Raw genomic sequence first — 26,385 nt, forward strand, 5'->3', positions numbered from 1 at the left:
ATGGCGCCGCCCGCGCCGCGGTCGTCACTCGTAGCGGTGGAGCAGCGCCTCCCGCTCGGTCTGCTCGATCATCTCGATGGTCAGCGAGTCGTCCCGCAGGTGCGAGAGGGTGATCTCGGCCGAGGTCGGCTGCGCGTCCTTGGCCAGCCAGTTCTCCGGCTTCCACGCCGAGCCGCGCAGGAAGGACTTCGGGCAGTGCGCGTACACCTCCTCGACGGCCACCACGATCGCGCTGCGCGGGGGCTTCCCGACGGCGGTCAGCTGCCGCAGCAGCTCCGGGTCGGTGGAGACGCAGGCCCGCCCGTTGACCCGGAGCGTGGTGTCCCGGCCCGGAACGACGAAGAGCAGCCCGACCCGGCCGTTCTCCAGGATGTTGTGCAGGGTGTCCAACCGCTTGTTGCCGGTGGCGTCCGGGATGGCCAGGGTGTGCTCGTCGAGGACGGAGACCACCCCGGCCGGCCCGCCGCGCGGGGAGACGTCGCAGCGCCCGGCGGCGTCCGAGCTCGCCACGAACACCAGCGAGGAGCAGGCGATCAGCCGCCGCGCGACCTCGTGCAGGTGGTCGACCTGTTTGCGGCGCGCGTGGTCGCCGGGCTGCTCGTAGATCTCGCGCAGCTGCGCCGGGTCGGTCAGCGCCCCTGCGCCGAATGCGGCGAACAGGCTGCCCGGCGCATTCGGAGCTGCGGTTGACGACATGACAGATTCCGGTGTGCTGGTCATACCGGAAATCTAGCCGAGCCCCTTCCCGGAGCCCCCGGCCGCCAGCCGGTGCAGTCCTCGGTAAAGCTTCCCCGCCACCCCTCCCCACCAGCGGTTTTACCGTGATAATGGGGCCAGGCGCTCCGCTCGGAGGTGGTGGTCGTGATCGTGAGGATCTGGGCCGGGCAGGTCCTGGCCGGTCGCATCGAGGAATTCTGTGTGCTGCTGACAACCCAGGTGATCCCGCAGCTCGGGCGGACCGACGGTTGCCTGGGCGGTGAACTGCTGCGCTCGGTGACCGAGGACGGACACCGGGTGCTCGTGGTGAGCCGCTGGCGCGACGAGGCGGCCCTGCGCGGGTACGCGGGGCCGATGTGGCGGATCCGGCCGGTCTGGTCGGAGGGCGAGCTGTGCTACCTCGCGCACCCGCCGGTGGTCACCCACTTCACGTCGATCGCCGCACCCGCCACGCTCTGACCGCGCCCGCCACTTCCGTACGCGCCCGCCACTTTCCGTGTGCGCCCGCCACGTTGTGGGCGTCACCTACCACCCGGCCGCACATTCCCCGCATCCGCGTGAAACAGGCCACAGCGGAAGGCTCTCCCTGGGCTTGCGCACGCCATGGCAGAATGACCCCAACAGCAGTGACGTTCAGCGCACTCCGGGGTCGGTGAAAATCCGAACCGGCGGTTACAGTCCGCGACCCGTCCGCAGCCAGCGGCCGGTTGACCAGGTGAAATTCCTGGACCGACGGTTAAAGTCCGGATGGGAGGCGTGCGCGGGCGGACGAAGAGCAGTATCCGTGGTCCCCCGGTGGACCACGGCCAGGTGAACGGCGGGAGAGGTGTCTCCCGTGCCGGGCGAGCGATCTCCCGGCAGCCTCGGCATCCCGGCGACGGGTCGTGCCGTCGGCTCGCGCGCCGTTGCCCGTCCGTGTCATCTCCCATGCCGCCCCGGAGTCCGCGCCCCCAAGCGCGAGGAGAACCCGGGTGTTCACCGGCATCATCGAAGAGCTCGGCGAGGTCGTGTCGATCGAGGAGATCGGCGACTCCTCGCGAATCCGCCTGCGCGGCCCGGTGGTCTGTACGGGTGCGCGGCACGGCGACTCCATCGCGGTCAACGGCGTCTGCCTGACCGTCGTCGACAGCCCGGACCAACTGGCGGCCGATACGGGCGAGTTCAGCGCCGACGTGATGGCCGAGACGCTGCACCGCTCCAGCCTCGGCGAGTTGAAGCCCGGCTCCCGGGTCAACCTGGAGCGCGCCATGGCGCTCGGCGACCGGCTCGGCGGCCACCTCGTCCAGGGCCATGTCGACGCCACCGGCACGCTGTTGGGCCGCGAGCCCGGCGAGCGCGACGCGGCCGGCGACCTGCGCTGGGAGGTGCTGCGCTTCTCGCTGCCCGGCACCATCTCCCGCTACCTGGTGGAGAAGGGCTCGATCACGGTCGACGGCGTCAGCCTCACCGTGGTGGAGGCCGCCCGGGACAGCTTCACCGTCAGCCTCATCCCCACGACCCTCGCGCTGACCTCGCTCGGCGCCAAGGCCGTCGGCGAGAGCGTCAACCTCGAAGTGGACGTGCTCGCCAAGTACGTCGAGCGACTGCTCGACTCCCGCACCCTTCCCCCGACGATCGCCGGAGAGTCCAAGTGAACTGGCTCAGCGGAGAAGCGTTCACCGTCTTCGGCGAGCACGTGAAGTGGGCCGACATGTTCGGCAACCTGCTCGGCCTGGCCGGGCTGGCCTTCGGCTGGCGCCGCTCGGTCTGGAGCTGGCCGCTCCAACTCCTGTCCGGCGCCGTGCTGATCGCCGCCTACCTCGGGGGCCACGTCCCCGGCCTGATCGGCAAGCAGCTGATCGTGCTCGTCACCGCCGGCTGGGGCTGGGCCCAGTGGCGGCGGGGCCGCCGGGACACCGGCACGATCGCCGTCCGCTTCGCCACCTGGCCCGAGCGGGCTGCCCTGGTGGTCGGCACCGCGGCCGGCACCGTCGCGCTGGCCTGGCTGTTCACGGCCCACCCCAGCCTGTCCTGGAGCCCCTGGTCGGACGCCTACATCTTCGTCGGCACGCTGGCCGCGATGGTCGCCCAGGCCCGTGGCTGGCTGGAGTTCTGGTTCGCCTGGATCGCCGTCGACGTGGTCGGCGTCCCGCTCGCCTTCAACAACGGCTACCCCTTCTCCGGCCTCACCTACTCGATCTACTTCGTCCTGGTGCTGCTCGGCCTGCGCTCCTGGTGGCTGAGCAGTCGTGAGCCGCGCGTCAACTCCGCCACCGTCCCGCAGGGAGTCACGGTATGACCGAGAACCACACCGCCGACCGCGACCGCGAGGCGGCACCCGAACTCGTCCTCGACCCGGTCGAGCGCGCGATCGCCGACATCGCCCTCGGCCGCGCCGTGATCGTGGTCGACGACGAGGACCGCGAGAACGAGGGCGACATCGTCTTCGCCGCCTCCGCCGCCACCCCCGAGCTGATGGCCTTCACCATCCGCTACAGCTCCGGCGTGATCTGCGCCCCGCTGACCGGCGAGGAACTGGACCGGCTCAAGCTGCCGCCGATGACCCAGGTCAACGAGGACCGCAAGGGCACCGCGTACACCGTCTCGGTGGACGCCCGGGAGGGGGTCGACACCGGCATCTCCGCCGCCGACCGCGCCCGCACCGTCCGGCTGCTGTCCTCGCCCGGCACCGAGCCCGGCGACCTCACCCGCCCCGGGCACGTGTTCCCGCTGCGCGCGGTCGAGGGCGGCGTGCTGGTGCGCCCCGGCCACACCGAGGCCGCCGTCGACCTGGCCCGGCTCGCCGGACTGCCGCCGGCCGGTGCGATCGCCGAGGTGGTCAACGACGACGGCACCATGGCCCGGCTGCCCGAGCTGGTCGCCTTCGCCCGCGAGCACGGCCTCGCGATCATCTCCATCGAGGACCTGATCGCCTACCGTCGCCGCACCGAACTGCACGTCGACCGGGCCGCCGTGACCGCCCTGCCCACCGTCCACGGCGAGTTCACGGCCGTCGGCTACCAGGGCACCATCGACGGCGTCGAGCACATCGCGCTGGTGGCCGGCGGCCTCGGCGCGGACGGCCGGCTGCCCGAGGGCGAGGACGTCGTGGTCCGGGTCCACTCCGAGTGCCTGACCGGCGACGTGTTCGGCTCGCTGCGCTGCGACTGCGGCCCCCAGCTGGAGGCCTCGCTGCACAAGGTCGCCGAGTCCGGCCGCGGCGTGGTGCTCTACCTGCGCGGCCACGAGGGCCGGGGGATCGGCCTGGCCCACAAGCTGCGCGCCTACGAACTCCAGGAGCAGGGGCGCGACACCGTCGACGCCAACCTCGACCTCGGCCTGCCGGCCGACGCCCGCGACTACAGCATCGCGGCGCAGATGCTGGTGGACCTCGGCGTCCGCTCGCTCACCCTGCTCACCAACAACCCGGAGAAGCTCACCGCGCTCACCGAGCACGGTCTCAAGGTCAAGGGGCGCGAAGCGGTCGAGATCGCGCCGGGTGAGCACAACCTGCGCTACCTGCGCACCAAGCGCGACCGGATGGGCCATGACCTGCCCGGCCTCGACTCCTGAACCCTCCCCACGCCTCACGCCTCACGCTTCACGCCCCACGCCCCACGCACCACCACGACGGACAGGAAGAACGAACATGAGCGGCCACGGAGCCCCCGAGCTGACCATCGACGGCGCCGCCGACCTCAAGGTCGCCGTCGTCGCCGCCCAGTGGCACGACGTCGTGATGAACGGCCTGCTGGACGGCGCCCACCGGGCGCTCAAGGAACTGGGCGTCACCGAGCCGACCGTGCTGCGCGTCCCCGGCACCTTCGAGCTGCCGGTCGCCGCGAAGCGCCTCGCCGACCACGGCTACGACGCGGTCGTCGCCCTCGGCGTGGTGATCCGCGGCGGCACCCCGCACTTCGACTACGTCTGCCAGGCGGCCACCGCCGGCCTCACCCAGGTGACCGTCGACACCGGCGTCCCGGTCGGCTTCGGCGTGCTGACCTGCGACAACGAGGAGCAGGCACTCGACCGCGCCGGCCTGCCCGGCTCCGCGGAGGACAAGGGCCACGAGGCCGTCACCGCGGCCGTCGCGACCGCCGCGGTGCTGCGCGCCGCGCTCTGAGCGCACCGCCCAGACCCGGACCGTGGACGTCCAACGGACTGTCCACGGTCCGGGACCGTTTACCGCCGGTCAGCCCGCACGCCGTAAGGTGAGTCCCATCATGGCTTCGAAGACATTCGAGGAGCTCTTCGCCGAGCTCCAGCAGAAGGCCGCCACCGGCGACCCCTCGTCCTCCCGTACCGCGCAGCTCGCCCAGCAGGGCGTCCATGCGATCGGCAAGAAGGTCGTCGAGGAGGCCGCCGAAGTCTGGATGGCCGCCGAGTTCCAGTCGGACGAGCAGACCGCCGAGGAGATCTCACAGCTCCTGTACCACGTTCAGGTGATGATGATCGCCCGCGGGCTGACGCTCGACGACGTCTACAAGTACCTCTAAACCCGAACCGCACGCCCCTCCCCACAGGTAAGGAACCAACCTCCCATGCTGCGCATCGCCGTCCCCAACAAGGGTTCTCTCTCGGGTCCCGCGGCGGAGATGCTCCATGAGGCCGGCTACCGCCAGCGGAAGGACCCCAAGGAGCTCGTCCTCGTCGACCCGAACAACGAGGTCGAGTTCTTCTTCCTGCGCCCGCGCGACATCGCCGTCTACGTCGGCTCCGGCCGCCTGGACATCGGCATCACCGGCCGCGACCTGCTGCTGGACTCGCACTCCAACGCCGAAGAGGTGCTCGCGCTCGGCTTCGCCGCGTCGACCTTCCGCTTCGCCCGCCCCGAAGGCGTGGCCGTCGAGGACGTCAAGGGCCTGGAGGGCCTTCGGATCGCGACCTCCTACACCGGCCTGGTCGAGCAGCACCTCGCCGACCACGGCGTGAAGGCGACCGTCACCAAGCTGGACGGCGCGGTGGAGACCGCGGTGCAGCTGGGCGTCGCCGACGTGATCGCCGACGTGGTGGAGACCGGCACCAGCCTGCGCAACGCCGGCCTGGAGGTGTTCGGCGAGCCGATCCTGATCTCGGACGCCGTGGTGATCCGCCCCAAGGGCGCGGGCGAGGACACCCGGGTGGACCAGTTCCTGCGCCGCCTCCAGGGCGTGCTGGTGGCCCGCCGCTACGTGCTGATGGACTACGACATCCGCGCCGAGAAGGTCGGTGCCGCCGTGGCGCTCACCCCCGGCCTGGAGTCGCCGACCGTCTCCCCGCTGCACACCGAGGGCTGGGTGGCGGTGCGCTCGATGGTGCTCCGCAAGGAGGCCCAGCAGATCATGGACGACCTGTGGGGCATCGGCGCCCGGGCCATCCTGGTCACCAACATCCACGCCTGCCGCCTCTGACCGGTGCGGCGGCGACCTCGCCCGCCGTGGTGCGGGTAAGGAACGGTTGAATGGGGCGGGGACGCTGACCGGCGTCCCCGCCCTTCGTCCGGATCCGCCCGCTGCCCGGAACCGTCGTTCCCGGGAACGACCGTTCCCCCGAACCACCCCACCGGAGACCCCACGTGTCCACGCCGCCCGTCGAGTTCCCCGTCACCTGGGCGCCGCGCCGCACCCGCGCGGTGCTGCTGCCGGTCTGCGCGCTGCTGGTGGTGCTGTTCGCCGTGATGGCCGTGGCGCTCCCGGAGAACTGGCAGCTCAACGACCGGATCATGATGGCGGGCAGCGGCGTGCTGTTCGCGTGCGTGGGCCTGATGCTGGCCCGCCCCCGGGTGAGCGCCGACGCGCAGGGCGTGACGGTGGTCAACTTCGTCCGCAGCCGCCGGCTCACCTGGGCCGAGATCGTCCGGGTCAACTTCCGCCAGGGCGACCCGTGGGCCACCCTCGACCTGGCCGACGGCACCTCGCTCGCCGCGGTCGGCATCCAGTCCGGCGTCGGCAAGGACCAGGCGATCGCGCACGCCCGCGCCCTGCGCGACCTGGTCGAGCACCACGCCGGGGCCTGAGCCCCGCAGCGCCGCCGCCGGTCGGCGCCCGCCCGTTCCACACCGGCACCGCCGGCCCGCCGACACCCCTCCGGTCCCCGCCGGGCCTGCGAATCCTCGGCCCGGCGGGTCCGAACACTCTTCCTACCATCGTCCGGGTATGGTCTACGCTGGTAAAAGCAGGGCAAAACTTCCGTCCTGCCCGAAAGACGACTTGAGGAGTGACTTCCCCCCTCGATGGACGATCCGTCCGGTAGTACCTGCGCCGCCCACCTTCCTGTCAGCGGAAGGCAGGCGGCACTGTGATCACCGCCTGGCTGCTGTTGCTCGCAGCCCTCCTGCTGATCCTCGCCAACGGCCTGTTCGTGGCCGCCGAGTTCGCCTTCGTGACCGTCGAGCGCGGGGCTGTCGAACGCTCCGCCGAGGCCGGAGACGCCAAGTCCGTCCGCGTCTCCCGGGCCCTGCGGCACCTCTCGTTCGAACTCTCCGGCGCCCAGCTCGGCATCACCGTCACCTCGCTGGTGGTCGGCATGCTCGCCGAGCCGGCGTTGTCCACCCTGCTCAGCCCCGTCATGACCGGGATCGGCGTGCCCGAGTCGGCCGCCCGCGGCGTCGCCGTGGTCGTCGGCATGGTGCTCGCCACCGTGGTGCAGATGGTGATCGGCGAGCTGGTCCCGAAGAACTGGGCGATCTCCCGCCCGCTCCAGGTGGCCCGCGCGGTCGCCGCCCCGCACATGGCCTTCTCCTTCGCCTGCCGCCCGCTGATCAGCTTCCTCAACGGGGCGGCCGACCGGACGGTCCGCGCCTTCGGCGTCGAGCCGCAGGAGGAGCTGGACCACGCCCGGACCCCGGCCGAACTGGTCTCGCTGGCCCGCCACTCGGCCAAGGCCGGCGCGATAGACGAGGAGTCGGCGACCCTGTTCGTCCGCACCCTGGGCCTGGGCGAGCTGACCGCCGAGTCCGTGATGACCCCGCGGATCGACGTCGCCTCCCTCCAGGGCGACGCCACCGCCTCCGACGTGATCAACCTGACCCGGGCCACCGGCCTGTCCCGCTTCCCGGTGTACACCCACAGCCTGGACGAGGTCACCGGCATCGTGACCCTCAAGGACGCCCTCGCCGTCCCGGCCGCCCGGCGCGGCCTGGTCCGGGTGAGCGAGCTCACCTCGCCGCCGCTGCTGGTGCCCGAGACCCTGCCCGCCGAGCGGCTGCTCGACCAGCTGCGCCGCCTCCAGCCGATGGCCATCGTGGTCGACGAGTACGGCGGCACCGCCGGTGTCGTCACCGTCGAGGACATCGTCGAGGAGATCGTCGGCGAGGTGCAGGACGAGCACGACCCCGCCGACCGCCCCGAGCTGCTCCCGCTGCCCCCGGTGGACGGCCTGCCGGCCTGGGAGGCCGAGGGCCGCGCCCGGATCGACCAGCTGGAGGCGATCGGCCTGATCGCCCCGGACGGCCCGTACGAGACGCTGGCCGGCCTGGTCGCCGACCTGCTCGGCAAGCTGCCCGAGGTCGGCGAGCAGGCGGAGCTGCCGGGCTGGCGCTTCACCGTGACGGGTGTCGACCGGCACCGCACCAGCCAGGTCCGGGTCGAGCGCACCAGCGCGCCGGCCTCGTTCGGAGACGACCAGGAGAACGCCCGATGACCGCGCTCCAACTGGCCGTCGCCGTCCTGCTCCTGCTCGGGAACGCCTTCTTCGTCGGCGCCGAGTTCGCCGTCGTCTCGGTGCGCCGCAGCCAGATCGAACCGCTCGCCGAGGCCGGCCACAAGCGAGCCCGCACCGTGCTGCACGCGCTGTCCAACGTGTCCGCGATGCTGGCCGCCGCCCAGCTCGGCATCACCGTCTGCTCGCTGGGCCTCGGCGCCCTGGCCGAGCCGACCATCGCCAGTCTGCTGGAGGGCCCGTTCCACGTGATCGGCGTCCCGTCCGGTCTGATGCACCCGCTCTCGTACGGCATCTCGTTGGCCGTCGTGGTCTTCCTGCACATGGTGATGGGCGAGATGGTCCCCAAGAACATGGCCATGGCGGGCCCGGAGAAGGCCGCGCTCTGGCTCGGCCCGCCGCTGGACCGGCTGGCCCGCTGGCTGGCCCCGGTGATCAGCCTGCTGAACGCCATCGCCAACGGTGTGCTGCGGCTGTTCCGGGTCGAGCCCAAGGACGAGGTCGAGTCGGTGTTCACCACCGAGCAGCTGATGTACCTGCTGGTCGACTCCCGGGACGCCGGCCTGCTCGACGAGGGCCGTCAGGAGCGTCTGGAGGACGCCCTGGAGCTGGGCCACCGCCCGGTCACCGAGGTGCTGCTCAAGCCCGAGCAACTCGTCACCGTGGACACCAAGGTGACCGCCGCGGAGGTCGAGGAACTCGCCCTGCGCACCGGCTTCTCGCGCTTCCCGGTCACCGACGGCGACCCGGCCGGCCACGGCTACCTGGGCTACCTGCACCTCAAGGACATCCTCGACGTGGAGGACCCGTCCGCGCCCGTCCCGGCCCGGCTGTGGCGTCCGATCACGGTGCTGCGCGGCAGCCTCCCGCTGGACGACGCGCTCGGCGCGATGCGCCGGGCGACCTGCCACCTGGCCGCCGTGCTGGACCAGGACGGCCGCACGCTCGGTGTGGTCATGCTGGAGGACGTGCTGGAGGAGCTGGTCGGCGAGATGCACGACCCGGACCACCGCTCCGCCGCCTGAGGTTCCCCCTTTCGCTGACGGCGTGTCCGCCGCGGGCGATTCTGCTCTCGGCGTTCAGCCGTTCCCATGCCGACCACCCTGGGCGCAGGGTGGTCGGCATGAGGCTTCTCCTGCTGGGTGGAACGAATTTCGTCGGACGGGTCGTCGCCGAGGAGGCGCTGGTCAGGGGATGGGAGGTGGCGGCCCTCAACCGGGGTACGCGGCCCGCGCCCGCGGGCGTGACCGCACTGCTGGGCGACCGCACCGCCGAGGGCGGGCTCGCGGCGCTGGCCACGGGGGAGTGGGACGCGGTGGTGGACACCTGGTCCGGAGCCCCGACGGCGGTGCGCGACAGCGCCCGGCTGCTGGCCGGCCGGGTCGGCCACTACGCGTACGTCTCCAGCCGGTCGGTGTACGACTACCCGCTGGCGCGCGGGGCGGACGAGTCGGCGAAGGTGGTCGAGTCGTCCCCGGACGCGGAGGGCGAGGTGCCCTACGCCGAGGCCAAGCGCGGGGCCGAACTGGCCCTGGAGGCGGAGTTCGGCGGGCGCGCCCTGCTCGCCCGGGCCGGGCTGATCCTCGGCCCGCACGAGAACATCGGCCGGCTGCCCTGGTGGCTGAACCGGATCGCCCGGGGCGGCCCGGTGCTCGCCCCCGGCCCGTACGACCTGCCGCTGCAGTACATCGACGTCCGCGACCTCGCGGGCTGGCTCCTGGAGGCATCGGTGGCCCGGCTCGGCGGCGCGTGCAACGTGGTCAGCCCGGCGGGCCACACCACGACGGGCGAGCTGCTGGAGGCCTGCGTGCGGGTCACCGGCTCGGACGCGGACCTGCGCTGGACCGACCCCGAGCGCATCCTGGCGGCCGGCGTCGAGCCCTGGACGGAGCTGCCGATCTGGCTGGCGCCCGGCGAGCTGAACGACTTCCTGCACGGCGCGTCCGTGGACCGGGCGGTCGCCGCCGGGCTGCGCTGCCGGCCGGTGGGCGAGACGGTCGAGGACACCTGGGCCTGGCTGCGGTCGATCGGCGGCGTCGCCCCGCAGCGCGCCGACCGGCCGAAGGTCGGACTCGACCCCGAGCGCGAGGCCGAGCTGCTCCGGGGCTGATCCCGGCGCGATCCCGGGGAGCTGGTCTCAGCCGCGGCCGTCGATCAGCTCCCCGTAGGCCTGGACGAGGTCGGGCAGGCGCAGGGTCGCCAGGTCCTCCCGGCCCGGCGGCTCGCGCAGCAGTGAGAGCCGCAGGTCCCGGTAGGCGCAGGACTTCTCGTAGAGGGTGCGGATGAACCGGCCGTTCCCGAGTTCGTCGATCCAGCCCTCGCGGACCACGTGGGCGCAGATGCTGGCCAGTTCCTCGGCCGCGTCCTCGTCCCAGCCGTCGCCGTCCCGGCCGGCCAGCGCGGCGCCGATCGCGGTCAGCTCGTTCGGGCGGTAGCTGGGGAAGTCGACCCGGGTGGTGAAGCGGGAGTTGAGGCCGGGGTTGGTGGCGAGCAGCCGGTTCATGCCCTCGGGGTAGCCGGCCAGGATCACCACCAGACGGTCGCGGTTGTCCTCGGCGCGTTTCAGCAGCACCTGTAGGGCCTCGTCGCCGTAGGCGTCGCCCTTGGTGTAGCCGGAGTTGGAGAGGCTGTACGCCTCGTCGATGAACAGCACGCCGTCCAGCGCCGAATCGATCAGCTCGTTCGCCTTGACCGCGGTCTGGCCGAGGAACTCGCCGACCAGGTCGGCCCGTTGGGCCTCCACCAGGTGGTCGCCGGAGAGCAGCCCGAGGGCGTGGAAGACCCGGCCGAGGATCCGGGCCACGGTGGTCTTGCCGGTGCCGGAGGGGCCGGAGAAGACGAAGTGGCGCTTGGGCGGCTGGACCGGCAGGCCCTGCGCGGCCCGGAGTCTGGACATCCGCAGCTGCGCCGACAGCGCCCGCACCTGGCGCTTGACCGGCTCCAGGCCCACCATCAGCGAGAGTTCCGCCAGCGCCGCGTCCAACTCGCGCTCGTCGTCGACCGGTTGGGTGGCGGGCAGTGGAGCGGTGCGGGGCTGGGCCTCGGCGCGGACCGGAGCCGGCAGCGGGGTGGCGGAGCCGCCCGGCGAACCCGACCGCTCGCCGGCCGCCTGCGGCGCGGGGTCCGCCGTGGAGGCGTCGCCCGGGCCGGGCCCCGTGAGAAACCCGACGCCCTCGACGAATCCGACCCCGCCGGTGTACCCGGCGCCCTCGGTGAACCCGGGGGCCGCGTCGCCGAAGCCCCCCGCCGTGGCGTACCCGGCCCCGTCCTGGAAGTCCGCCTCGTCCGTCTCGTCCGCCTCGTCCGGCGCGGTGTCCTCGTACCCGGCCGACCGACCGCCCGCCGGTAGGCCGCCGTCCAGCAAGGCGTCCGGCAGGTCGTCCGCCAACCCGTCCTCCGCCGCGATCGCGGCCAGCCGCGCGGCGGTGTCCATGAACACCGGATCGGCCCGGTGCACCGCCCGGTAGAGCGGCAGCGCGGCCGCACTGCGCCCGGCCCCCTCGTACGCCCGGGCCAGCCAGTACCGCAGCTCCTTGCGCTGGGGCTGCTCGGAGCGGCAGCGGGCCAGCGAGGCGGCCAGCGGCGCCTGCGCCTGGGCGCACATGTCCAGCCGGACCCGTGCCATGCCGGCGAACAGCCCGGCCTCGATGCCGAGCAGTGGGTCGTCCAGCAGCCGGTCGGTGTCCCGGATCAACTGCTCCCAGTCCTTGAGCAGATAGGACCGGCAGGCGTACAGGAACTGGGCGGACGGGTCCTCGCTGGGCGCCGGGCACTGTTCCAGCGCCCGGTCCAGCTCGGCCAGGTGGCGGCCGTCCAGCCAGTGCGAGGCGTGCGCCAGAGCCAGGTCGCGGGCGTCCTCCAGGACGGGCTGCACCCACCAGCCCAGCCAGTACCAGGAACTGAGCGGGCGGCGGTGGCGCCGCCGCTGCTCGCCGAACCGCTTCTGGTTGCGGTACATGGCCAGCAGCGCCGCCGAGGTGTCGCTGCGCAGCGCGTGCAGGCCGAGCCAGGCGTCGGCCATGCCCGGGTCCAGCCGGACGGCCGCGCGGAACTCCTCCTCGGCACGGGCGTACGCGCCCGCCGTGTACGCGTCCATGGCACGCAGCCACGCGCGTTCGGCGAGCCGGTCCGGGCCGCCCGCGTTGCTGTCCGAACTGTCCACCGTCGTCACTCACGCCCCCCGCGGCTTGGCCCGGGGCTCGGTGGCAGGTCGCCTGCGTGCAGCCGGGCCGGTGGTCGAAAGCCCCCGGGCGCATCTGCGCCTGCGAGGAATCGTACCGGCGTGGCGCTGATCCGGAAGGGCGCCCACGGAGTCAAATGCGATCGTGTGAGCGGTCGTTGAGCGGGTGGGGGCCTGGACCGGGGGTGGGGGAGCGCGATTCGGAAAGGACCGGACGGCGCCCCCGGCTCACGGGGGAACAAGCCGGGGACGCCGGGTCCGAGGCGGCCGGAACATCCCGTTCCGGCGGCTGAGGAGAACCTAAATCCTGGCGACAGCGCAGGTCAAGGGCTTGTTGAAGGTTCACCCACGGTGCCCGGCGTGATTCGTCCGGTCACCCCGTCGACCCGCGTCCCGGCGAACGGACGGCTCGGATCCGCGGCGAAATGCGCCGATTCGGCCCGGGCCCAGCCGGCCCAGAACTCGGCCAGATCCGGCCCGTCCCGCTGCTCGCCGCGCCGCCGGGCCGAGGCGGCGTCCAACTCCAGCCAGATCACCCGGGCCAGCCACGGCCGCACCGCCCGCCGTCCGGCGCCGACGCCCTCCACCAGCACCACCGGGGCGACCGGCACCGCGGCCGTGCCCGCGAAGCGGCGCAGCGTCCAGTCGTACACCCGGTACGCGCCGTCCCGGCCGGCCGCCAGCGGCTCCAGCACCTGTTCGCGCAGCCGCCCGGTCCAGCCGAAGGGCTCGGCGTGGGTGGCCAGGTCGTCGAGGTGGACCACCGGCGCCCCGCCGAGCGCCGCCGCCAGCCGCCCGGCGAAGGTCGTCTTGCCCGAGCCCGCGTGCCCGTCCACTGCGACCAGCTGCACCGGCCCGCAGGAGGGCGGCAGTGCGCGCAGCTCCGCCGCGAGCGAGGCCACCGCGTCGCCGGGAACGGGTGGAAGGGCGGGGAAGAGGGGTCGGGAAGCAGCCACAACGGCAACCCTACGGTGCCGTAGCCCACCAGTCCGTCCAGTTACTCCTGGGTGATCGTGACGGCGGCGCGGGTTTCCGGCATACTCGCATCGCCATGCCTGTGAACGGCCGTTCACCGTAATCCGGTGCCGGTCGGGCCGACCTGCCACACCCGCGCCGGACCAGCCACACCACGCTCCGGTGCCCGATCGAGGAGGCGACCGCCGCCATGACCCCGTCCCCAGTGAAAGCCGTGGAGCGCCAGCTGCCCAGCGAGGAGGCCCACGAGCTGCTGAGCCTCACCCGGGACCTGGTCCAGCGCGAGCTGCAGCCCCGCGCGGCCGAGGACGAGGCCGCCGGCCGCTTCCCGCGGGAGGTCTTCCGCACCCTCGGCGAGGCCGGCCTGCTCTCCCTCCCCTACGACGAGAAGTACGGCGGCGGCGGGCAGCCCTACGAGGTGTACCTGCAGGTGCTGGAGGAGCTGGCGTCCGGCTGGCTGGCCGTCGGCCTCGGGGTGAGCGTGCACACCCTCTCCTGCCACGCGCTGGCCGGCTTCGGCACCGAGGAGCAGCGCGGCCGGTGGCTGCCCGGAATGCTCTCCGGCGAGCAGCTCGGCGCCTACTGCCTCTCCGAACCGCAGTCCGGTTCGGACGCGGCCGCGCTGCGCACCCGCGCCGACCTCGACGGCGACGCGTACGTGGTGAACGGCACCAAGGCGTGGATCACCCACGGCGGCCGGGCGGACTTCTACAGCGCCCTGGTGCGCACCGGCGACGAGGGCTCCAAGGGCATCAGCTGCCTGCTCGTCCCGGGCGACGCACAGGGCCTGTCGGCCGCCCCGCCGGAGCACAAGATGGGCATGCGCTCCTCGCCGACCGCACAACTGCACTTCGACGGCGCCCGGGTCTCCCGCGACCGGCTGATCGGCGAGGAGGGCCAGGGCTTCCAGATCGCGCTCGCCGCACTGGACTCCGGCCGCCTCGGCATCGCCGCCTGCGCGGTCGGCGTCGCCCAGGCCGCGCTCGACCTCGCGGTCGACTACGCGCGCACCCGCCGTCAGTTCGGCCGCCCGATCGCCGAGTTCCAGGGCCTGTCCTTCATGCTCGCCGACATGGCCACCCAGATCGAGGCCGGGCGGGCGCTCTACCTGTCCGCCGCCCGGCTGCGGGACGCGGGCCTGCCGTTCTCCAAGGAGGCGGCGATGGCCAAGCTGTTCTGCACCGACGCCGTGATGCGGGTGACCACCGACGCGGTCCAGGTGCTCGGCGGCTACGGCTACACGCAGGACTTCCCGGCCGAGCGCTACATGCGCGAGGCGAAGGTGCTGCAGATCGTCGAGGGCACCAACCAGATCCAGCGCCTGGTGATCGGCCGTCACCTCACCAAGGGCTGAGCCCCCCACAAACGGCCTCCGGCCGTCACTCCAGGGTGCGGAGTGACGGCCGGAGGCGTCTTCGATCCTGCGTCAACCCGCCTGCGCGGGCGGGCGGATCAGCAACCCGCCCGCGCGGGCCGACGGATCAGCGCCGGACCAGGCGGCGGCGCTGCTCGGGGATGGCCGAGATGACCGGGACGGCCGGGGCGACGACGGCGGTCCGCGTCGGCCGGTGCGCCACCGCGTGCGAGAACGGCTGGGTGCGCCAGTCGAGTTCGGTGGGGAGCCTGAACAGCGCGTCGAGTCCGGCGGGTTGGGCGTCCTCCGGGGTCTCCACCTCGGCGAGGTCGTCGGTCGGCGTGCCCGAACCCGGGCACAGCGCGGGGGTGAAGGGGTTCCAGGCGGTCGGCAGCAGCGCGTGCTGCGGCAGCCGCTCCTCGTCGGCCACCAGGGCGATCGGGCGGCGGCACTCGGGGCAGTGCACCCGGAAGATGTCCCAGGTCTCGGCCTCGCCCGGGTCGATGCCCGGGACGTGGCCGTGATCGACCGCGAGGTCGTCGCGGCCGGTCGTATCGTCGGTCTCGTCGGCGCCCAGGGCACGCTGGTCAGTCGGCATGAGGATCCCCCTCGGATCGGGCCCGGCGTGGTCGCCCGGGGCCACAACCAGCACTTCCCTTCGATTCGGGCTCATAACCCTGCGGTCCGGTGCACCGTGATGCACCGGGTGTGTCCTTGGCCACATCCACTGCCACATTCGCCTGGCATTTGCCCGCGTGACACCTGCGGGCACCCGATGTGACACCGCGTGCGCCCCCCGTGCCCCCGACCGGGTAGGTTTGCGCACTGTGGAGGATCTCGACCAACGCATCGTCCAGCTGCTCCTAGAGGACGGCCGGATGAGCTACACGGACCTGGGCAAGGCCACCGGCCTGTCCACCTCGGCGGTGCACCAGCGGGTGCGCCGCCTCGAACAGCGCGGGGTGATCCGCGGCTACACCGCGATCATCGACCCCGACGCCGTCGACCTGGCACTGACCGCGTTCATCTCGGTCAAGCCCTTCGACCCCAGCGCCCCGGACGACACCCCCGAACGGCTGGCCGGCCTGCCCGAGATCGAGGCCTGTCACAGCGTCGCCGGCGACGAGAACTACATCCTCAAGGTGCGCGTCGGCGCCCCCGGCGACCTGGAGGACCTGCTCGCCCGCATCCGCAGCGCCGCCGGCGTCTCCACCCGCACCACCGTCGTCCTCTCCACCCCCTACGAGGCGCGACCCCCGAGGCTCTGAGGACGAACCCCGCAGGTGCAGACTTAGCGGCATGACCGAACGCACTTCCCGGACCGTCCTGCTGCGCGGCGGCGCCGTCTACAGCCCCGCCGACCCCTTCGCCACCGCGATGCTCGTCGAGGGCGAGCACATCGCCTGGGTCGGCAGCGACGGCGCCGCCGAGGCGTACGCCGCCACCGCCGACGAGATCGTCGACCTGGACGGCGCCCTGGTCACCCCCGCCTTCGTCGACGCCCACGTGCACGCCACCGCCACCGGCCTGGCGCTCACCGGCCTCGACCTCACCGGCAGCCCCTCGCTGGCCGACGCCCTCGCCGCCGTCACCGCCTTCGTCGACGCCCGGCCCGAGCCCGGCGGGGTGCTCATCGGCCACGGCTGGGACGAGACCGGCTGGCCCGAGGGCCGCCCGCCCACGCTCGCCGAACTCGACGCCGCCGCCCGCGGCGCCGCGCTCTACCTCTCCCGCACCGACGTGCACTCCGCGCTCGCCACCACCGCGCTGCGCACCCTCGCCCCCGGCCTGGCCGAGAGCCCCGGCCACACCGCGGACGGCCCGCTCACCAAGGACGCCCACCACGCCGTCCGGCGGACCGCGCTCGCCCACCTCACCCCCGAGCAGCGCGGCCGCGCCCAGCGCGCCACCCTCGCCCGCGCCGCCGAACTCGGCATCGGCGCGCTGCACGAGTGCGCCGGCCCGGAGATCTCCTCCGAGGCCGACCTGGCCGCCCTGCTGGCCCTCGCGGCCGAGGGTGAAGGCCCCGAGGTCTTCGGCTACTGGGGTGAGTTGGGCGGCGTCGAGACGGCCCGCCGACTCGGCGCGGTGGGCGCCGGCGGCGACCTCTTCGCGGATGGCGCGCTGGGCTCGCACACCGCCTGCCTGCACACCCCCTACGCCGACGCCGAGCACACCGGCACCGCCTACCTGACCGCCGAGCAGGTCGCCGACCACGTCGCCGCCTGCACCGAGGCCGGGCTCCAGGCCGGCTTCCACGCCATCGGCGACGCGGCAGTGGCCGCCGTCCTGGACGGCGTCCGGGCGGCCGGGGAGCGGGTCGGCGCCGGGCGGGTCAAGGCGCTGCGCCACCGCGTCGAGCACGCCGAGGCGCTGGACGACGAGTCCGTCGCCGTCTTCGCCGAGCTCGGCCTCACCGCCTCCGTCCAGCCCGCCTTCGACGCCGCCTGGGGCGGCCCGGACGGCATGTACGTCCAGCGCCTCGGCGCCGAGCGGGCCGCCGCGCTCAACCCCTTCGCCGCCCTGCTGCGGGCCGGTGTGCCGCTGGCCTTCGGCTCGGACGCCCCGGTCACCCCGCTCGACCCCTGGGGCACCGTCCGCGCGGCCGCCTTCCACCAGACCCTGGACCACCGGATCTCCGTCCGCGCGGCCTTCACCGCGCACACCCGCGGCGGCTGGCGCGCGATCGGCCGCGACCAGGACGGCGTGCTCGTGCCCGGCGCCGTCGCCAGCTACGCGATCTGGGCCGCCGACGAACTGGTCGTCCAGGCCCCGGACTCCCGGGTGGCGGGCTGGTCCACCGACCCGCGCTCCGGCACCCCGGGCCTGCCCGACCTCACCCCCGGCCACCCGCTGCCGGCCTGCCTGCGCACCGTCGTCCGCGGCCGCACCGTCCACCGGGCCGCCGAGTAGAGCCGAGCAGACCCGCGTGAACCCGGCGGAAGCGGCGGCCCGGCGGCCGTGGGTCGACCCCCGGGACGACCGCCCCGCTGGTCCCCGCCGGCTTCACCGTCCCCCGCGAGCTGCCCGCCCGGACTTCCGCCCGGAGCCCCTGGGCGGGCAGCACCACGCCGCCGACCCCGCCGCCCGGTCGGGGGCGTGTGCGGCAAGGCCCGCCGGGCCGTGAGGCGCTGACCCTGCTACCACCCTGACCTCACGCTTCCCTGACCTTCCGGGGTACCTTCTTCGGACAGCGTCCGAACAGCAAGATCCAGGAAGATGGTGCGCCGGTGGCCATGCCCGTCACCCAGGAGCGGCCGGGGGCCGCACCCGAGCCGGCGGAGTCGGCGCCCAGGCCCGGCCGGGCCGCCCGCGCCGTCGCCAAGGTCCGGGCGGGCCTTCCCCGCACCGGCCTCGCGGCCCTGGCGGGTCTGCTGCTCGCACTCGCCTTCCCGCCCTTCGACCTGTGGCCGTTGTCGCTGGCCGGCGTCGCCGCGCTGTCCCTGCTCACCCGGGGCCGCACCGTCCGCCAGGCGGTCTGGACGGGCTTCGCCTTCGGCCTGCCGTTCTTCCTGCTGCTGCTCAGCTGGCTGCGGGTGGTCGGCTGGGACGCGACGGTCGGCCTGTCGGTCGTGGAGGCGCTGTTCCTGGCCGTCCTCGGCGGCGGTCTGGCCCTCACCTCCCGGCTGCCGGCCTGGCCGCTCTGGGCGGCCTGCCTGTGGATCACCCAGGAGTGGGCGCGCGACCGGCTGCCGTTCGGCGGCTTCCCGTGGGGGCGGCTGGCCTTCGCCAACACCGCGACCCCGTTCACGCCGCTGGCCGCGCTCGGCGGCGCACCGCTGGTGACCTTCGCGGTCGCCCTCTCGGGAGCCCTGCTCGCCGGCGCCGCGCTGCGCCTGCGCGGGCCGCGCAAGACGCCCCGGGCCGCCGCGCTGGCGGGGCTGGGCGCGGTGGCCGCGCTGCTGGCCGGGTACCTGGTGCCGGTGCCGACCGCGCCGGCCGACACCGTGAAGGTCGCCATCGTCCAGGGCAACGTGCCCAACCCGGGCATGGACTTCCTGGGCCGCCCGATGATGGTCCTCAACAACCACGCGGTGGCGACCGAGCGGCTGGCCGCGGACATCGCCGCCGGCAAGGTCGAGCGCCCCGACATCGTGATCTGGCCGGAGAACTCCTCCGACCTGGACCCGTTCAGCGACCCGCTCGCCTACCAGCGCATCGACCAGGCCGTGAAGACGGTGGGCGTGCCCACCCTGGTCGGCACCCTGGTGGACGGCCCGGACGCGCAGCACGTCCAGAACGAGGGCATCGTCTGGGACCCGAAGACCGGCCCCGGCGCCTCCTACACCAAGCAGCACCCCGTCCCGTTCGGGGAGTACGTGCCGTTCCGCGCCCAGCTGATGAAGGTGATCACCCGGCTCCAGCGGGTCGCCCGGGACTTCTACCCCGGCGACCACAACGGCGTCATGCAGCTCGGCCCGGCCCGGATCGGCGACGTGATCTGCTTCGAGGTCGCCTACGACGAGATCGTCCGCGACACCGTGGACAGCGGCGCCCGCGTCCTGGTGGTCCAGACCAACAACGCGACCTATGCCAAGACCGGCCAGCCCGAGCAGCAGCTCGCGATGAGCCGGCTGCGCGCGGTCGAGCACGGCCGGGCCGTGCTGATCGCCGCCACCAGCGGCATCAGCGCGGTGATCGCCCCGGACGGCACGGTCCAGCAGCGTACCGAGGAGCTGACCGCGGCCGAGCTGTCGGCGGTCGTCCCGCTGCGCGACGGCACCACGGTCGCCGACCGGGTCGGCGCCGCGCCGGAGTGGACGCTGGCCCTCGCGGGCCTGCTGGCCTGCGGCGCGGGCGTGCTGGTCGGCCGCCGACGGAAGACCGGCGCCGGAACACCGGCCGCGGGGGAATCGTTGGACCAGGTGGTGCCGTAGCCGGCCCGGACCTCCCGTGCGGCGCGCAGAGCACTGCTTGGAGTGGATTCGTACCGTGACCCAGCAAGCTACCCCCGCCCGTCCGGCCCCGCGCGGCAAGCTCCGCCGGGTGCTGCCGCTGCTGATCACCGCCTGGCTGGTGCTGGAGATCTGGCTGCTGGTCCAAGTGGGCTCGTGGCTGGGTGGATTCGTCGTCGTGCTGCTGCTCATCGCGGGCGCGCTGATCGGCGGTTCGCTGATCAAGCGGGCCGGGCTGAAGGCGCTGTCCGCGGCGATCGAGCAGAGCAAGGACCCGAAGTCCGAGCAGCCCGAGACCGGCACCAGCCTGACGGTGCTGGCGGGCCTGCTGCTGATCGTCCCGGGCTTCCTGTCGGACCTGGTGGCGCTCACCCTGCTGTTCCCGCCCACCCGGGCGCTCTGGCGGGCCGGTGGCCGCCGGGTGGCCGACAAGGCGCTGCGCAGCACCGTCGCCGGGGCTGATCCGTTCGCGGACGCGATGCGGCTGCAGGAACAGCTGCGCATCCACCGCCCGGACGGCAAGGTGATCCAGGGCGAGGTGGTGGAGCCCGGTGATGGCCCGCGCGGTCCGCAGGGCCCGGACACCACCTACCGCCCGCCGATCTCGGGCTGACCGCCCCTCCCGGGAACGCGAGAGCCGGCCTCGCCTCGCCTTCCCGGGAGCGCGCGGGAACGCGAGGCGGGAACGCGAAAGGGACCCTGGTGACCAGGGTCCCTTTTCGCGTCCTCCCGCCGTGGCGGGAGCGAGGTCAGGCGCTCTTGCGGGTGTCCCGCGGGTGTACCGCGAGGTTCATTCCGCCGGAGCGGAGCACGGCCAGTCGCTCGGCCAGTACCTCCTCCAGTTCCTCACGGGTCCGGCGCTCCATCAGCATGTCCCAATGGGTACGCGTCGGCTTGACCTTCTTCTCTTCCGGCTCGTCGCCGTCGAGAAGTACCGCCTCCTGGCCACAGAAGCGGCATTCCCAGGCCTGGGGGATCTCCGCCTCGACCGAGAAAGGAACCTCGAATCGGTGTCCGTTCTGACATGCATACTCGACGGTCTGGCGGGGAGCCAGATCGATACCGCGGTCGGTCTCGTAGCTAGTGGCCCCGAGTCGCGTGCCGCGGAGAGCTCGCTCGCTCATGAATCGTGCCTCCCGGGCTTATGGCCCACAGGACTAGTGGTCGCTGTTCTTCGTCGTTCGGTCAACGCTCGGCTTCCGACGAAGATTCCCGTCCGGGGACATGCGTCGTCTGTCGTGCCGCCCCTGTTTTACCCATCGGCGCCCGATTTGTCACATCTGGCCGTGGATATCACCCTAGGTGTCACCTATTTCACATCTGGTGATCGGTCGGCCTTTCCGGGACGAGCCTACCGGGGCGGGATTCGACGACCGCCGCCGCCCCCGCCCGACGTGGTCAGGAGATCGGGCGGGAACGGATCATCGGCTCGCCCTTGGCGAGGTCGACCGGGTGGGCCCGGGGGGCCGGATCGGCGGGCAGGACCACCGGCGGGCGCTCCGGCCGGGGCGGCAGGTCGGCGGCGGCCTCGGTGCGGGTGTCGCGGTGCGGCAGCAGGGCGATCACCGCGTCCCGCAGCTGGGCCGGGGCCTCCTCGTCCAGCGGGTCGACGGTGGCGGGCACCTGGAGCCGGACGGGGGTGCCGTTGCCGATCCGGGCGTAGCCGCGGCCGGCGGGGGCGTGCGCGGCGGGCACGATGTCCAGCGGCGCGCCGAGCACGGCGTGGCCCTCCTCGGGGCCGGCGGGGCCGAGTACGACCCGGGCCCGGGTGGTGGAGCGCACGGTCGAGGTGATCCGGCCCCTGGCCTCGACGTCGTCGGCGATCACCACGGTGACGCGGGCGGCGCGGCCGTGCCGCAGCGGCAGCTCCAGCAGGTCCTGCGGGTCCGGGCGGCCCTCGGCGTGGGCGAGCTCGCTCAGCTCGGTCGGGTGGTCCAGGAGCAGCCAGAGCGGGCGGGTGGCGTCCTCGGGGGGCGCGGTGCCGGCGTGCCGGGCGGCGTTCAGCGCGGCGAGCCGGCGCTCGGTCTCCTGCGCGGCCCACTCCAGCGCGGCCAGCGCGCCGTGCAGGCTGGTCTCCACGGTGTGCACGCCGGGCCGGTTGACCAGGCAGGCGTGCTCCCCGGTGCCCGCGCCGTCGACCACCACCAGGTCCCCGTACGGGAGCGCCTGGAGCGCGATCGAGCGGATCAGGCTGGAGGTGCCGTAGCCGGTGACGCCGAGCGCCAGCAGGTGCGGCTCGGCCGAGCGGGGGCCGGTGCGCCAGACGACCGGCGGCTGCTGGGCGATCGCGCCGCCCTGGGTGACCGGGATGGTCCGGGCGGTGCCGTCCTCGTCGGTGAAGCCGAGCACGATCTCGCCGGGGGCGGCCACGAAGCGCTGGGCGACGATGTCGGTGGGCAGCGGGGTGAGCGCGGCGATCCGCAGCCGGTTGGACTCCTCGTCCCAGTCGAAGCGGTACTCCCGGGCCCGGCCGGCCTTGCCCTGGACGACCTGCTCGATCCGGGCCCGCGCGATCGGCTCGGTGTCGGTGAAGTACGCCGGGTAGCCGAGTTCCAGCCGGGAGAGCCGGCCCTCGTCGTCGAACTCCCAGGAGCCGAAGGCGTTCTTGTAGTGGCCCTCGTAGTGGTACAGCGGGTTGGCGTCCTCGGGGCCGCACAGGTACGGCGTGAGCGCCGCGTAGAGCGCGCCGAGCTTGATGTCGGCGACGTCCGGGGCGGGCGGGGCGGGTGCGGGCTTGGGGGCCCGGCCGGCCCAGGCGGAGCTGGCCATCAGGGCGATCAGGGCGAACAGCAGGCCGTGCGGCAGCAGGTAGACGCCGACCAGCATCGCGGCGGAGAGGAACAGCGTCGGGCCGCGGCGCTCCTTCGGGGTGGCGTTCCAGCGGTCCTTGGCCCAGCCCGCGTGGTGGCGCAGTCCGCGGCCGATCACGGAGAGCGGGGCGAACATGTCGGAGGCGTGGTCCCCGGCGGTTCGGGCGATCTCGCGGCCCTTGCTGAGATGGCGTTGGAGCGGCATTCCTTGACTCCCCGGGCGAGTGGGACGGGTCGGGTGGCGGGGGCGGAGCCGGTACGACGGGACCCGGGGCGGTGGGATCCGCGCCCGGGCCCGTGCGGGGGAGTGGCAGCGCCTGGAACGTGGACCGCTAGAACTTGAGGCCGCCGAGCAGGCTCGCCAGGCTGGCGCCGCCGGCGGTGATGCTCGGGGCGATCGAGGAACCGGCGACGTAGAAGCCGAAGAGGGCGCAGACGACGGCGTGGGAGACCTTCAGCCCGTCCCTGCGGAAGAACAGAAAGGCGATGGTGCCGAACAGGACGATGCCGGAAATCGAGAGGATCACGTTCTGCTCCTCGGGGAGGGGGGACGGGGACCGTGTTACGGAAAGTGCGCTAATCGTGACAAAAAGTAATAGATGATGGAACGGTGCAAATGGGTGGTTTCCCGTTCAACGTCGCCCTGGAGTTCGGGCGAAGGCGGGCGGACCGGCCGGGGTGGGGCCGTGTCCCGCGCAGTTCCAGTGCGGCGAGGCATTCCCGCCGGGTGGGCGGGAGGTTTCCGGGGGGTCGGGGAAGTTCGCCCGGATGGCCGCCGTTCGAGGGCTGCCATCCGCCATCCGGACGCGCGCTGGCCCGGCCCGGCACCCGGCCGCTACGGTGCGGTACGCGCGGCTCCTCCAGCCGCACTCCGCCAGCGACACTCCTCCACCGTGGCTCTGCCGCCCGCGGAACCCGTAGAACCCGCAGAACCCGTAGGACCCGCAGAGCCCGCAGACCGGAAAGGCCGCCCGCCATGACCGACGCCGCCAGCCAGCAGCCCGCCGACGCCCCCGGCGCCCCCGACGCCGAGGTGATCGCCCTGGCCGGAAAGCTCTTCGACGCCGCCCGGGCCGGCGAGACCGACACCCTGGCCGCCTACGTGGACGCCGGCGCGCCCGCCGACCTCACCAACGACCGCGGCGACACCCTGCTCATGCTCGCCGCCTACCACGGCCACGCCGCCACCGTCGAAGCCCTGCTGGCGCGAGGCGCCGACCCGAACCGCGCCAACGACCGCGGCCAGACCCCGCTCGCCGGCGCCGTCTTCAAGGGCGCCGAGGACGTGCTGACCGTCCTGCTGGACGGCGGCGCCGACCCCGCCGCCGGCACCCCGAACGCCGTCGACACCGCACGGATGTTCGGCAAGAACGAGCTGGTCGCCCGTTTCGAGGCCCGCTGATCCAGGTCGTAGGCTCTTCCCTCATGAAGAGCACCACCATGGAGGCCGGAACCGTCGAGTTCCGCGTCACCGGCTACGCCCACCCCGACGCCCAGGCCCTGTCGGCGGAGGTGCAGCAGGAGTACGTCCGCCGCTACGGCGACCCCGACGAGACCGTGCTGCACCTCGATGACTTCGACTCGCCGGCCGGTCTGTTCCTGGTCGCCTACCTCGACGGCCGACCGGTCGCCTGCGGGGGCTGGCGGGCCAAGCAGGCCGGGCCGGACGGGCTGCGTGACGGCGACGTCGAGCTGAAGCGGATGTTCGTGGTCCCCGCCGCCCGCGGCCGTGGCCTGGCCCGGGCGGTGCTGCGCCGCCTGGAGCAGACCGCCGCCGAGGCCGGACGCACCCGCGTCATCCTGGAGACCGGCACCGAGCAGCCCGAGGCCGTGGCGCTGTACGGGTCCGAGGGGTACGCGGCGATCCGGAAGTTCGGCATCTACCGCGACCACCCGCAGAGCATCTGCCTCGGCAAGGAACTTCCCGCGGCGGCCTGACCGGCCCGCCCGCCGGGTAGGCTCACGACACCTCTGAGGCGGGTAGGCTCACGACACCTCTGAGGCGGGTAGGCTCACGACACCTCTGAGGCGGGTAGGCTCACGACACCTCTGAGGGGGGACGATGAGCCAGCAACCGCCAGGAGCCGACCGGCTCCCCGCCCTGGCCGCGCCCGGTGGGGAGCTGGACCGGCTGGTCCGGGGCGGCGTGCGCACCGTCGGGGCCGGCGCCGTCTGGGCCGTCGGCGAGGCCGGGGGGACGCTCGGCGGCGGCGCGCACGGCATGCTCGGGCAGGGCCCGTACGCCCGGCTCGCCCCCGGGCCGGACACCCGGTACGACCTCGCCAGCCTCACCAAGATCATCGCCCTCTGGCCCTGCGCCGGAGTGCTCCGGCAGGCCGGGCGACTCCCGCTCGACGAACCGCTCGGCCACTGGTGGCCGCCCGCCTCCGGGCACCCCGCCGGTGCGGTGACGGTCCGTCAACTCCTCGCGCACACCGCCGGAATGCTCCCTCGCACCGGATTCGAGCAGCTCTACGGGCGCGACCTCGCGGCGATCCGGGCCGGGGTGATCGCCGCCCCGCTGCACCGCGCCCCCGGTGCGGCCGTCGAGTACACCGACCGCGCCGCCGTCCTGCTCGGCTACCTCGTCGAGGACCTCGGCGGCGCGCCGCTGGACGAGCTCGCCACCCGCTGGATCTGGCGGCCGCTCGCCATGGCCGACACCCGGTACGGGCCGCTCGGCCCCGCCGACACCGCCCGCACCGCGCCCACCGAGTACGACCCGCGGGCCGGGAGCCACCTGTGCGGCGTCGTCCACGACCCCTCGGCCCGGCTGCTCGGCGGCGTCTCCGGCAACGCCGGGGCCTTCTCCACCGCCCGCGACCTCGCCCGCTTCCTCACCGCGCTGCTCGCCCCGCCGCCCCAACTGCCTTGGGGCGAGGCCTGGATCGCCGAGTCGCTGCGCGAGCAGACCGGCGGCCTCGCCCCCGCCCGCGGCCTGTCCTGGCTGTACGCCCCCGGCACCGACCCCGCCGAGGGCGTCTTCGTCCACTACGGCTTCACCGGCACCGGCATCTGGATCTCCCGGCGGCTCGGCCGCTGGGCGCTGCTGCTCACCAACAAGGTCCACTACGACCGCGGCATCCAGCCGCTCACCGACCTGCGCAACGCCTACCGGCGGGCGGTCTTCGGATAGGGGCTCTCTTTCGGATCGCGCCGGACGCGCGGCATGATCCGAAAGAGAGCCCCTGGGTCCGTTCCTGCGTCGAGTACCCGATCGGGTGGATTAGGGCACGAACCGCCGGATCCGGCACGGGGGTTGCGGCAGAGTGGCCACCGCGACGGGGCACCGGCGGAGGAGGCGCGATGACGGACACCTGGCTCTCGGAACAGGACTGGCTGGCCGGACTGCTGCGCGCCTACGTCGGCTGCAGCGTGCTGCTCACCGGCGAAGGCGGCGACGTCCTGCTGCTGAAGGCCAGTTACCGCGCCCAGTGGCAGTTCCCCGGCGGTGGGATGGACCCGGGCGAGGGCCCCGCCGAATGCGCCGCCCGCGAACTGCGCGAGGAGACCGGGCTGGTGGCCGGCGAGCTGCGGCTGCTCGTCGTCGAGTGGCGCGATCCGATCCCCGGCCAGGGCGAACACGCCCACCCCGCCGTGCAGTTCATGTTCGACGGCGGAACGGTCCCGGCCGGCGCGACCATCCGGGTGCAGGCCGAGGAGATCGCCGAGTACGGGTACTTCACCCCCGCCCGGGCGGCCGCGCTGCTGCACCCCTGCGCGGCGCGCCGACTCGCCCGGGCCCTGGCGGCCCGGCGCACCGGCGCCACCGCGCTGCTGCACTCCACGGGATACGTAGGCTGACGATCCGTCAAATATGCCAGTCCGTCAGACCCG

At 73.5% G+C, this 26,385-nt stretch carries 27 protein-coding genes and 1 riboswitch; of the genes, 20 read left to right on the forward strand and 7 right to left on the reverse strand.

Going from position 1 to position 26,385, the window contains the following annotated elements; all coding sequences use genetic code 11:
- Positions 1–24: 24 nt before the first annotated feature.
- The gene (locus AB0O82_RS09010; RefSeq protein ID WP_363581668.1) at positions 25–696 is read right to left on the reverse strand and encodes an MSMEG_1061 family FMN-dependent PPOX-type flavoprotein; all 672 of its coding nucleotides are present in this window, start codon (positions 694–696) and stop codon (positions 25–27) included.
- A gap of 165 nt (positions 697–861) precedes the next feature.
- On the opposite strand from AB0O82_RS09010, the gene AB0O82_RS09015 reads away from it, so the two are divergent.
- From AB0O82_RS09015 to AB0O82_RS09065, 11 genes are all read left to right on the forward strand, one after another.
- Entirely contained in the window at positions 862–1,176 is a 315-nt protein-coding gene (locus AB0O82_RS09015) for an antibiotic biosynthesis monooxygenase family protein (protein ID WP_159398348.1), read from the forward strand.
- Between the two features lie 176 nt (positions 1,177–1,352).
- Positions 1,353–1,480: riboswitch (FMN riboswitch) on the forward strand.
- 208 nt (positions 1,481–1,688) lie between these two features.
- Positions 1,689–2,351 carry a riboflavin synthase gene (locus AB0O82_RS09020; RefSeq protein WP_063346476.1) on the forward strand — a complete coding sequence of 221 codons (663 nt, stop codon included), beginning with the start codon at positions 1,689–1,691 and terminating at the stop codon, positions 2,349–2,351.
- Positions 2,352–2,407: 56 nt separating this feature from the next.
- Positions 2,408–2,995, forward strand: a complete 588-nt coding sequence (locus AB0O82_RS09025) for a nicotinamide mononucleotide transporter family protein (RefSeq protein WP_363581899.1) — start codon at positions 2,408–2,410, stop codon at positions 2,993–2,995.
- The gene (locus tag AB0O82_RS09030; RefSeq protein WP_363581670.1) at positions 2,992–4,269 is read left to right on the forward strand and encodes a bifunctional 3,4-dihydroxy-2-butanone-4-phosphate synthase/GTP cyclohydrolase II; all 1,278 of its coding nucleotides are present in this window, start codon (positions 2,992–2,994) and stop codon (positions 4,267–4,269) included. Before AB0O82_RS09025 ends, AB0O82_RS09030 begins: the two co-directional genes overlap by 4 nt.
- A gap of 76 nt (positions 4,270–4,345) precedes the next feature.
- Positions 4,346–4,819, forward strand: coding sequence for a 6,7-dimethyl-8-ribityllumazine synthase (ribH, locus tag AB0O82_RS09035; RefSeq protein WP_363581672.1), 474 nt, complete (start codon positions 4,346–4,348; stop codon positions 4,817–4,819).
- Between the two features lie 100 nt (positions 4,820–4,919).
- Positions 4,920–5,192: a phosphoribosyl-ATP diphosphatase gene (locus AB0O82_RS09040; protein WP_363581674.1), complete on the forward strand. Its 273-nt coding sequence runs from the start codon at positions 4,920–4,922 to the stop codon at positions 5,190–5,192.
- 45 nt (positions 5,193–5,237) lie between these two features.
- Positions 5,238–6,086 carry an ATP phosphoribosyltransferase gene (gene hisG, locus AB0O82_RS09045; protein ID WP_350883551.1) on the forward strand — a complete coding sequence of 283 codons (849 nt, stop codon included), beginning with the start codon at positions 5,238–5,240 and terminating at the stop codon, positions 6,084–6,086.
- A 164-nt stretch (positions 6,087–6,250) separates the two neighbouring features.
- Positions 6,251–6,691 (forward strand): PH domain-containing protein, encoded by a 441-nt coding sequence (locus AB0O82_RS09050; RefSeq protein WP_350883553.1) that lies wholly within the window; start codon positions 6,251–6,253, stop codon positions 6,689–6,691.
- A gap of 281 nt (positions 6,692–6,972) precedes the next feature.
- A complete protein-coding gene (locus AB0O82_RS09055) occupies positions 6,973–8,316 on the forward strand; it encodes a hemolysin family protein (RefSeq protein WP_363581676.1) in 1,344 nt (447 codons plus the stop codon).
- Positions 8,313–9,359 (forward strand): hemolysin family protein, encoded by a 1,047-nt coding sequence (locus AB0O82_RS09060; protein ID WP_363581678.1) that lies wholly within the window; start codon positions 8,313–8,315, stop codon positions 9,357–9,359. The genes AB0O82_RS09055 and AB0O82_RS09060 overlap by 4 nt, the downstream gene beginning before the upstream one ends.
- Before the next feature lie 98 nt (positions 9,360–9,457).
- Positions 9,458–10,444, forward strand: coding sequence for an NAD-dependent epimerase/dehydratase family protein (locus AB0O82_RS09065; protein ID WP_363581680.1), 987 nt, complete (start codon positions 9,458–9,460; stop codon positions 10,442–10,444).
- Positions 10,445–10,471: 27 nt separating this feature from the next.
- On the opposite strand, the gene AB0O82_RS09070 is transcribed toward AB0O82_RS09065, so the two are convergent.
- Positions 10,472–12,430, reverse strand: a complete 1,959-nt coding sequence (locus AB0O82_RS09070) for an AAA family ATPase (RefSeq protein WP_363581901.1) — start codon at positions 12,428–12,430, stop codon at positions 10,472–10,474.
- 407 nt (positions 12,431–12,837) lie between these two features.
- On the reverse strand, positions 12,838–13,416 hold the full coding sequence (locus AB0O82_RS09075; RefSeq protein WP_363581903.1) for a hypothetical protein: 579 nt from the start codon (positions 13,414–13,416) through the stop codon (positions 12,838–12,840).
- Between the two features lie 263 nt (positions 13,417–13,679).
- Here AB0O82_RS09075 and AB0O82_RS09080 point away from each other — a divergent pair, with 263 nt between their 5' ends.
- Positions 13,680–14,843 carry an acyl-CoA dehydrogenase family protein gene (locus AB0O82_RS09080; protein WP_363581682.1) on the forward strand — a complete coding sequence of 388 codons (1,164 nt, stop codon included), beginning with the start codon at positions 13,680–13,682 and terminating at the stop codon, positions 14,841–14,843.
- A 127-nt stretch (positions 14,844–14,970) separates the two neighbouring features.
- Here the strand turns inward: AB0O82_RS09080 and AB0O82_RS09085 are convergent, their stop codons facing one another.
- Positions 14,971–15,441 (reverse strand): hypothetical protein, encoded by a 471-nt coding sequence (locus AB0O82_RS09085; RefSeq protein WP_363581684.1) that lies wholly within the window; start codon positions 15,439–15,441, stop codon positions 14,971–14,973.
- A gap of 229 nt (positions 15,442–15,670) precedes the next feature.
- Here AB0O82_RS09085 and AB0O82_RS09090 point away from each other — a divergent pair, with 229 nt between their 5' ends.
- The 4 genes from AB0O82_RS09090 (at position 15,671) to fxsA (ending at position 20,351) form a co-directional block, all read left to right on the forward strand.
- On the forward strand, positions 15,671–16,111 hold the full coding sequence (locus AB0O82_RS09090) for an Lrp/AsnC family transcriptional regulator (RefSeq protein WP_350883567.1): 441 nt from the start codon (positions 15,671–15,673) through the stop codon (positions 16,109–16,111).
- 31 nt (positions 16,112–16,142) lie between these two features.
- A complete protein-coding gene (locus AB0O82_RS09095; RefSeq protein ID WP_363581686.1) occupies positions 16,143–17,756 on the forward strand; it encodes an amidohydrolase in 1,614 nt (537 codons plus the stop codon).
- A gap of 323 nt (positions 17,757–18,079) precedes the next feature.
- On the forward strand, positions 18,080–19,720 hold the full coding sequence (gene lnt, locus AB0O82_RS09100) for an apolipoprotein N-acyltransferase (protein WP_363581688.1): 1,641 nt from the start codon (positions 18,080–18,082) through the stop codon (positions 19,718–19,720).
- A 55-nt stretch (positions 19,721–19,775) separates the two neighbouring features.
- Positions 19,776–20,351 (forward strand): FxsA family membrane protein, encoded by a 576-nt coding sequence (gene fxsA, locus AB0O82_RS09105; protein WP_363581690.1) that lies wholly within the window; start codon positions 19,776–19,778, stop codon positions 20,349–20,351.
- Between the two features lie 136 nt (positions 20,352–20,487).
- On the opposite strand, the gene AB0O82_RS09110 is transcribed toward fxsA, so the two are convergent.
- The 3 genes from AB0O82_RS09110 to AB0O82_RS09120 all read right to left on the reverse strand — a co-directional run bounded on the left by AB0O82_RS09110 (position 20,488) and on the right by AB0O82_RS09120 (position 23,075).
- Positions 20,488–20,862 (reverse strand): RNA polymerase-binding protein RbpA, encoded by a 375-nt coding sequence (locus AB0O82_RS09110; protein WP_030306127.1) that lies wholly within the window; start codon positions 20,860–20,862, stop codon positions 20,488–20,490.
- A 274-nt stretch (positions 20,863–21,136) separates the two neighbouring features.
- Entirely contained in the window at positions 21,137–22,753 is a 1,617-nt protein-coding gene (locus AB0O82_RS09115; protein ID WP_363581692.1) for a hypothetical protein, read from the reverse strand.
- A 127-nt stretch (positions 22,754–22,880) separates the two neighbouring features.
- Positions 22,881–23,075 carry a hypothetical protein gene (locus AB0O82_RS09120; RefSeq protein WP_063346460.1) on the reverse strand — a complete coding sequence of 65 codons (195 nt, stop codon included), beginning with the start codon at positions 23,073–23,075 and terminating at the stop codon, positions 22,881–22,883.
- Positions 23,076–23,524: 449 nt separating this feature from the next.
- On the opposite strand from AB0O82_RS09120, the gene AB0O82_RS09125 reads away from it, so the two are divergent.
- The 4 genes from AB0O82_RS09125 to AB0O82_RS09140 all read left to right on the forward strand — a co-directional run bounded on the left by AB0O82_RS09125 (position 23,525) and on the right by AB0O82_RS09140 (position 26,352).
- The gene (locus AB0O82_RS09125) at positions 23,525–23,950 is read left to right on the forward strand and encodes an ankyrin repeat domain-containing protein (protein WP_363581694.1); all 426 of its coding nucleotides are present in this window, start codon (positions 23,525–23,527) and stop codon (positions 23,948–23,950) included.
- A 23-nt stretch (positions 23,951–23,973) separates the two neighbouring features.
- Positions 23,974–24,486, forward strand: a complete 513-nt coding sequence (locus AB0O82_RS09130; protein ID WP_363581696.1) for a GNAT family N-acetyltransferase — start codon at positions 23,974–23,976, stop codon at positions 24,484–24,486.
- Between the two features lie 124 nt (positions 24,487–24,610).
- Entirely contained in the window at positions 24,611–25,684 is a 1,074-nt protein-coding gene (locus AB0O82_RS09135; protein ID WP_363581698.1) for a serine hydrolase domain-containing protein, read from the forward strand.
- A gap of 170 nt (positions 25,685–25,854) precedes the next feature.
- Complete coding sequence (locus tag AB0O82_RS09140) at positions 25,855–26,352, forward strand: NUDIX hydrolase (protein WP_363581700.1); 498 nt, start codon at positions 25,855–25,857, stop codon at positions 26,350–26,352.
- Positions 26,353–26,385: the final 33 nt, after the last annotated feature.

The sequence above is a fragment of the Kitasatospora sp. NPDC088264 genome, assembly GCF_040685715.1.
In the GTDB taxonomy this organism is placed as follows: Bacteria; Actinomycetota; Actinomycetes; order Streptomycetales; family Streptomycetaceae; genus Kitasatospora.

Bases quoted from the DNA above. Each gene is read 5' to 3' on its own strand.
- AB0O82_RS09070 (WP_363581901.1), bottom strand. From the start codon at position 12,430: ATGGACGCGTACACGGCGGGCGCGTACGCCCGTGCCGAGGAGGAGTTC.
- AB0O82_RS09140 (WP_363581700.1), top strand. From the start codon at position 25,855: ATGACGGACACCTGGCTCTCGGAACAGGACTGGCTGGCCGGACTGCTG.
- AB0O82_RS09065 (WP_363581680.1), top strand. From the start codon at position 9,458: ATGAGGCTTCTCCTGCTGGGTGGAACGAATTTCGTCGGACGGGTCGTC.
- lnt (WP_363581688.1), top strand. From the start codon at position 18,080: ATGCCCGTCACCCAGGAGCGGCCGGGGGCCGCACCCGAGCCGGCGGAG.
- AB0O82_RS09030 (WP_363581670.1), top strand. From the start codon at position 2,992: ATGACCGAGAACCACACCGCCGACCGCGACCGCGAGGCGGCACCCGAA.
- AB0O82_RS09060 (WP_363581678.1), top strand. From the start codon at position 8,313: ATGACCGCGCTCCAACTGGCCGTCGCCGTCCTGCTCCTGCTCGGGAAC.
- AB0O82_RS09095 (WP_363581686.1), top strand. From the start codon at position 16,143: ATGACCGAACGCACTTCCCGGACCGTCCTGCTGCGCGGCGGCGCCGTC.
- AB0O82_RS09010 (WP_363581668.1), bottom strand. From the start codon at position 696: ATGTCGTCAACCGCAGCTCCGAATGCGCCGGGCAGCCTGTTCGCCGCA.
- AB0O82_RS09025 (WP_363581899.1), top strand. From the start codon at position 2,408: ATGTTCGGCAACCTGCTCGGCCTGGCCGGGCTGGCCTTCGGCTGGCGC.
- AB0O82_RS09080 (WP_363581682.1), top strand. From the start codon at position 13,680: ATGACCCCGTCCCCAGTGAAAGCCGTGGAGCGCCAGCTGCCCAGCGAG.
- ribH (WP_363581672.1), top strand. From the start codon at position 4,346: ATGAGCGGCCACGGAGCCCCCGAGCTGACCATCGACGGCGCCGCCGAC.
- AB0O82_RS09040 (WP_363581674.1), top strand. From the start codon at position 4,920: ATGGCTTCGAAGACATTCGAGGAGCTCTTCGCCGAGCTCCAGCAGAAG.
- AB0O82_RS09135 (WP_363581698.1), top strand. From the start codon at position 24,611: ATGAGCCAGCAACCGCCAGGAGCCGACCGGCTCCCCGCCCTGGCCGCG.
- AB0O82_RS09085 (WP_363581684.1), bottom strand. From the start codon at position 15,441: ATGCCGACTGACCAGCGTGCCCTGGGCGCCGACGAGACCGACGATACG.
- AB0O82_RS09115 (WP_363581692.1), bottom strand. From the start codon at position 22,753: ATGCCGCTCCAACGCCATCTCAGCAAGGGCCGCGAGATCGCCCGAACC.
- AB0O82_RS09130 (WP_363581696.1), top strand. From the start codon at position 23,974: ATGAAGAGCACCACCATGGAGGCCGGAACCGTCGAGTTCCGCGTCACC.
- AB0O82_RS09125 (WP_363581694.1), top strand. From the start codon at position 23,525: ATGACCGACGCCGCCAGCCAGCAGCCCGCCGACGCCCCCGGCGCCCCC.
- AB0O82_RS09110 (WP_030306127.1), bottom strand. From the start codon at position 20,862: ATGAGCGAGCGAGCTCTCCGCGGCACGCGACTCGGGGCCACTAGCTAC.
- hisG (WP_350883551.1), top strand. From the start codon at position 5,238: ATGCTGCGCATCGCCGTCCCCAACAAGGGTTCTCTCTCGGGTCCCGCG.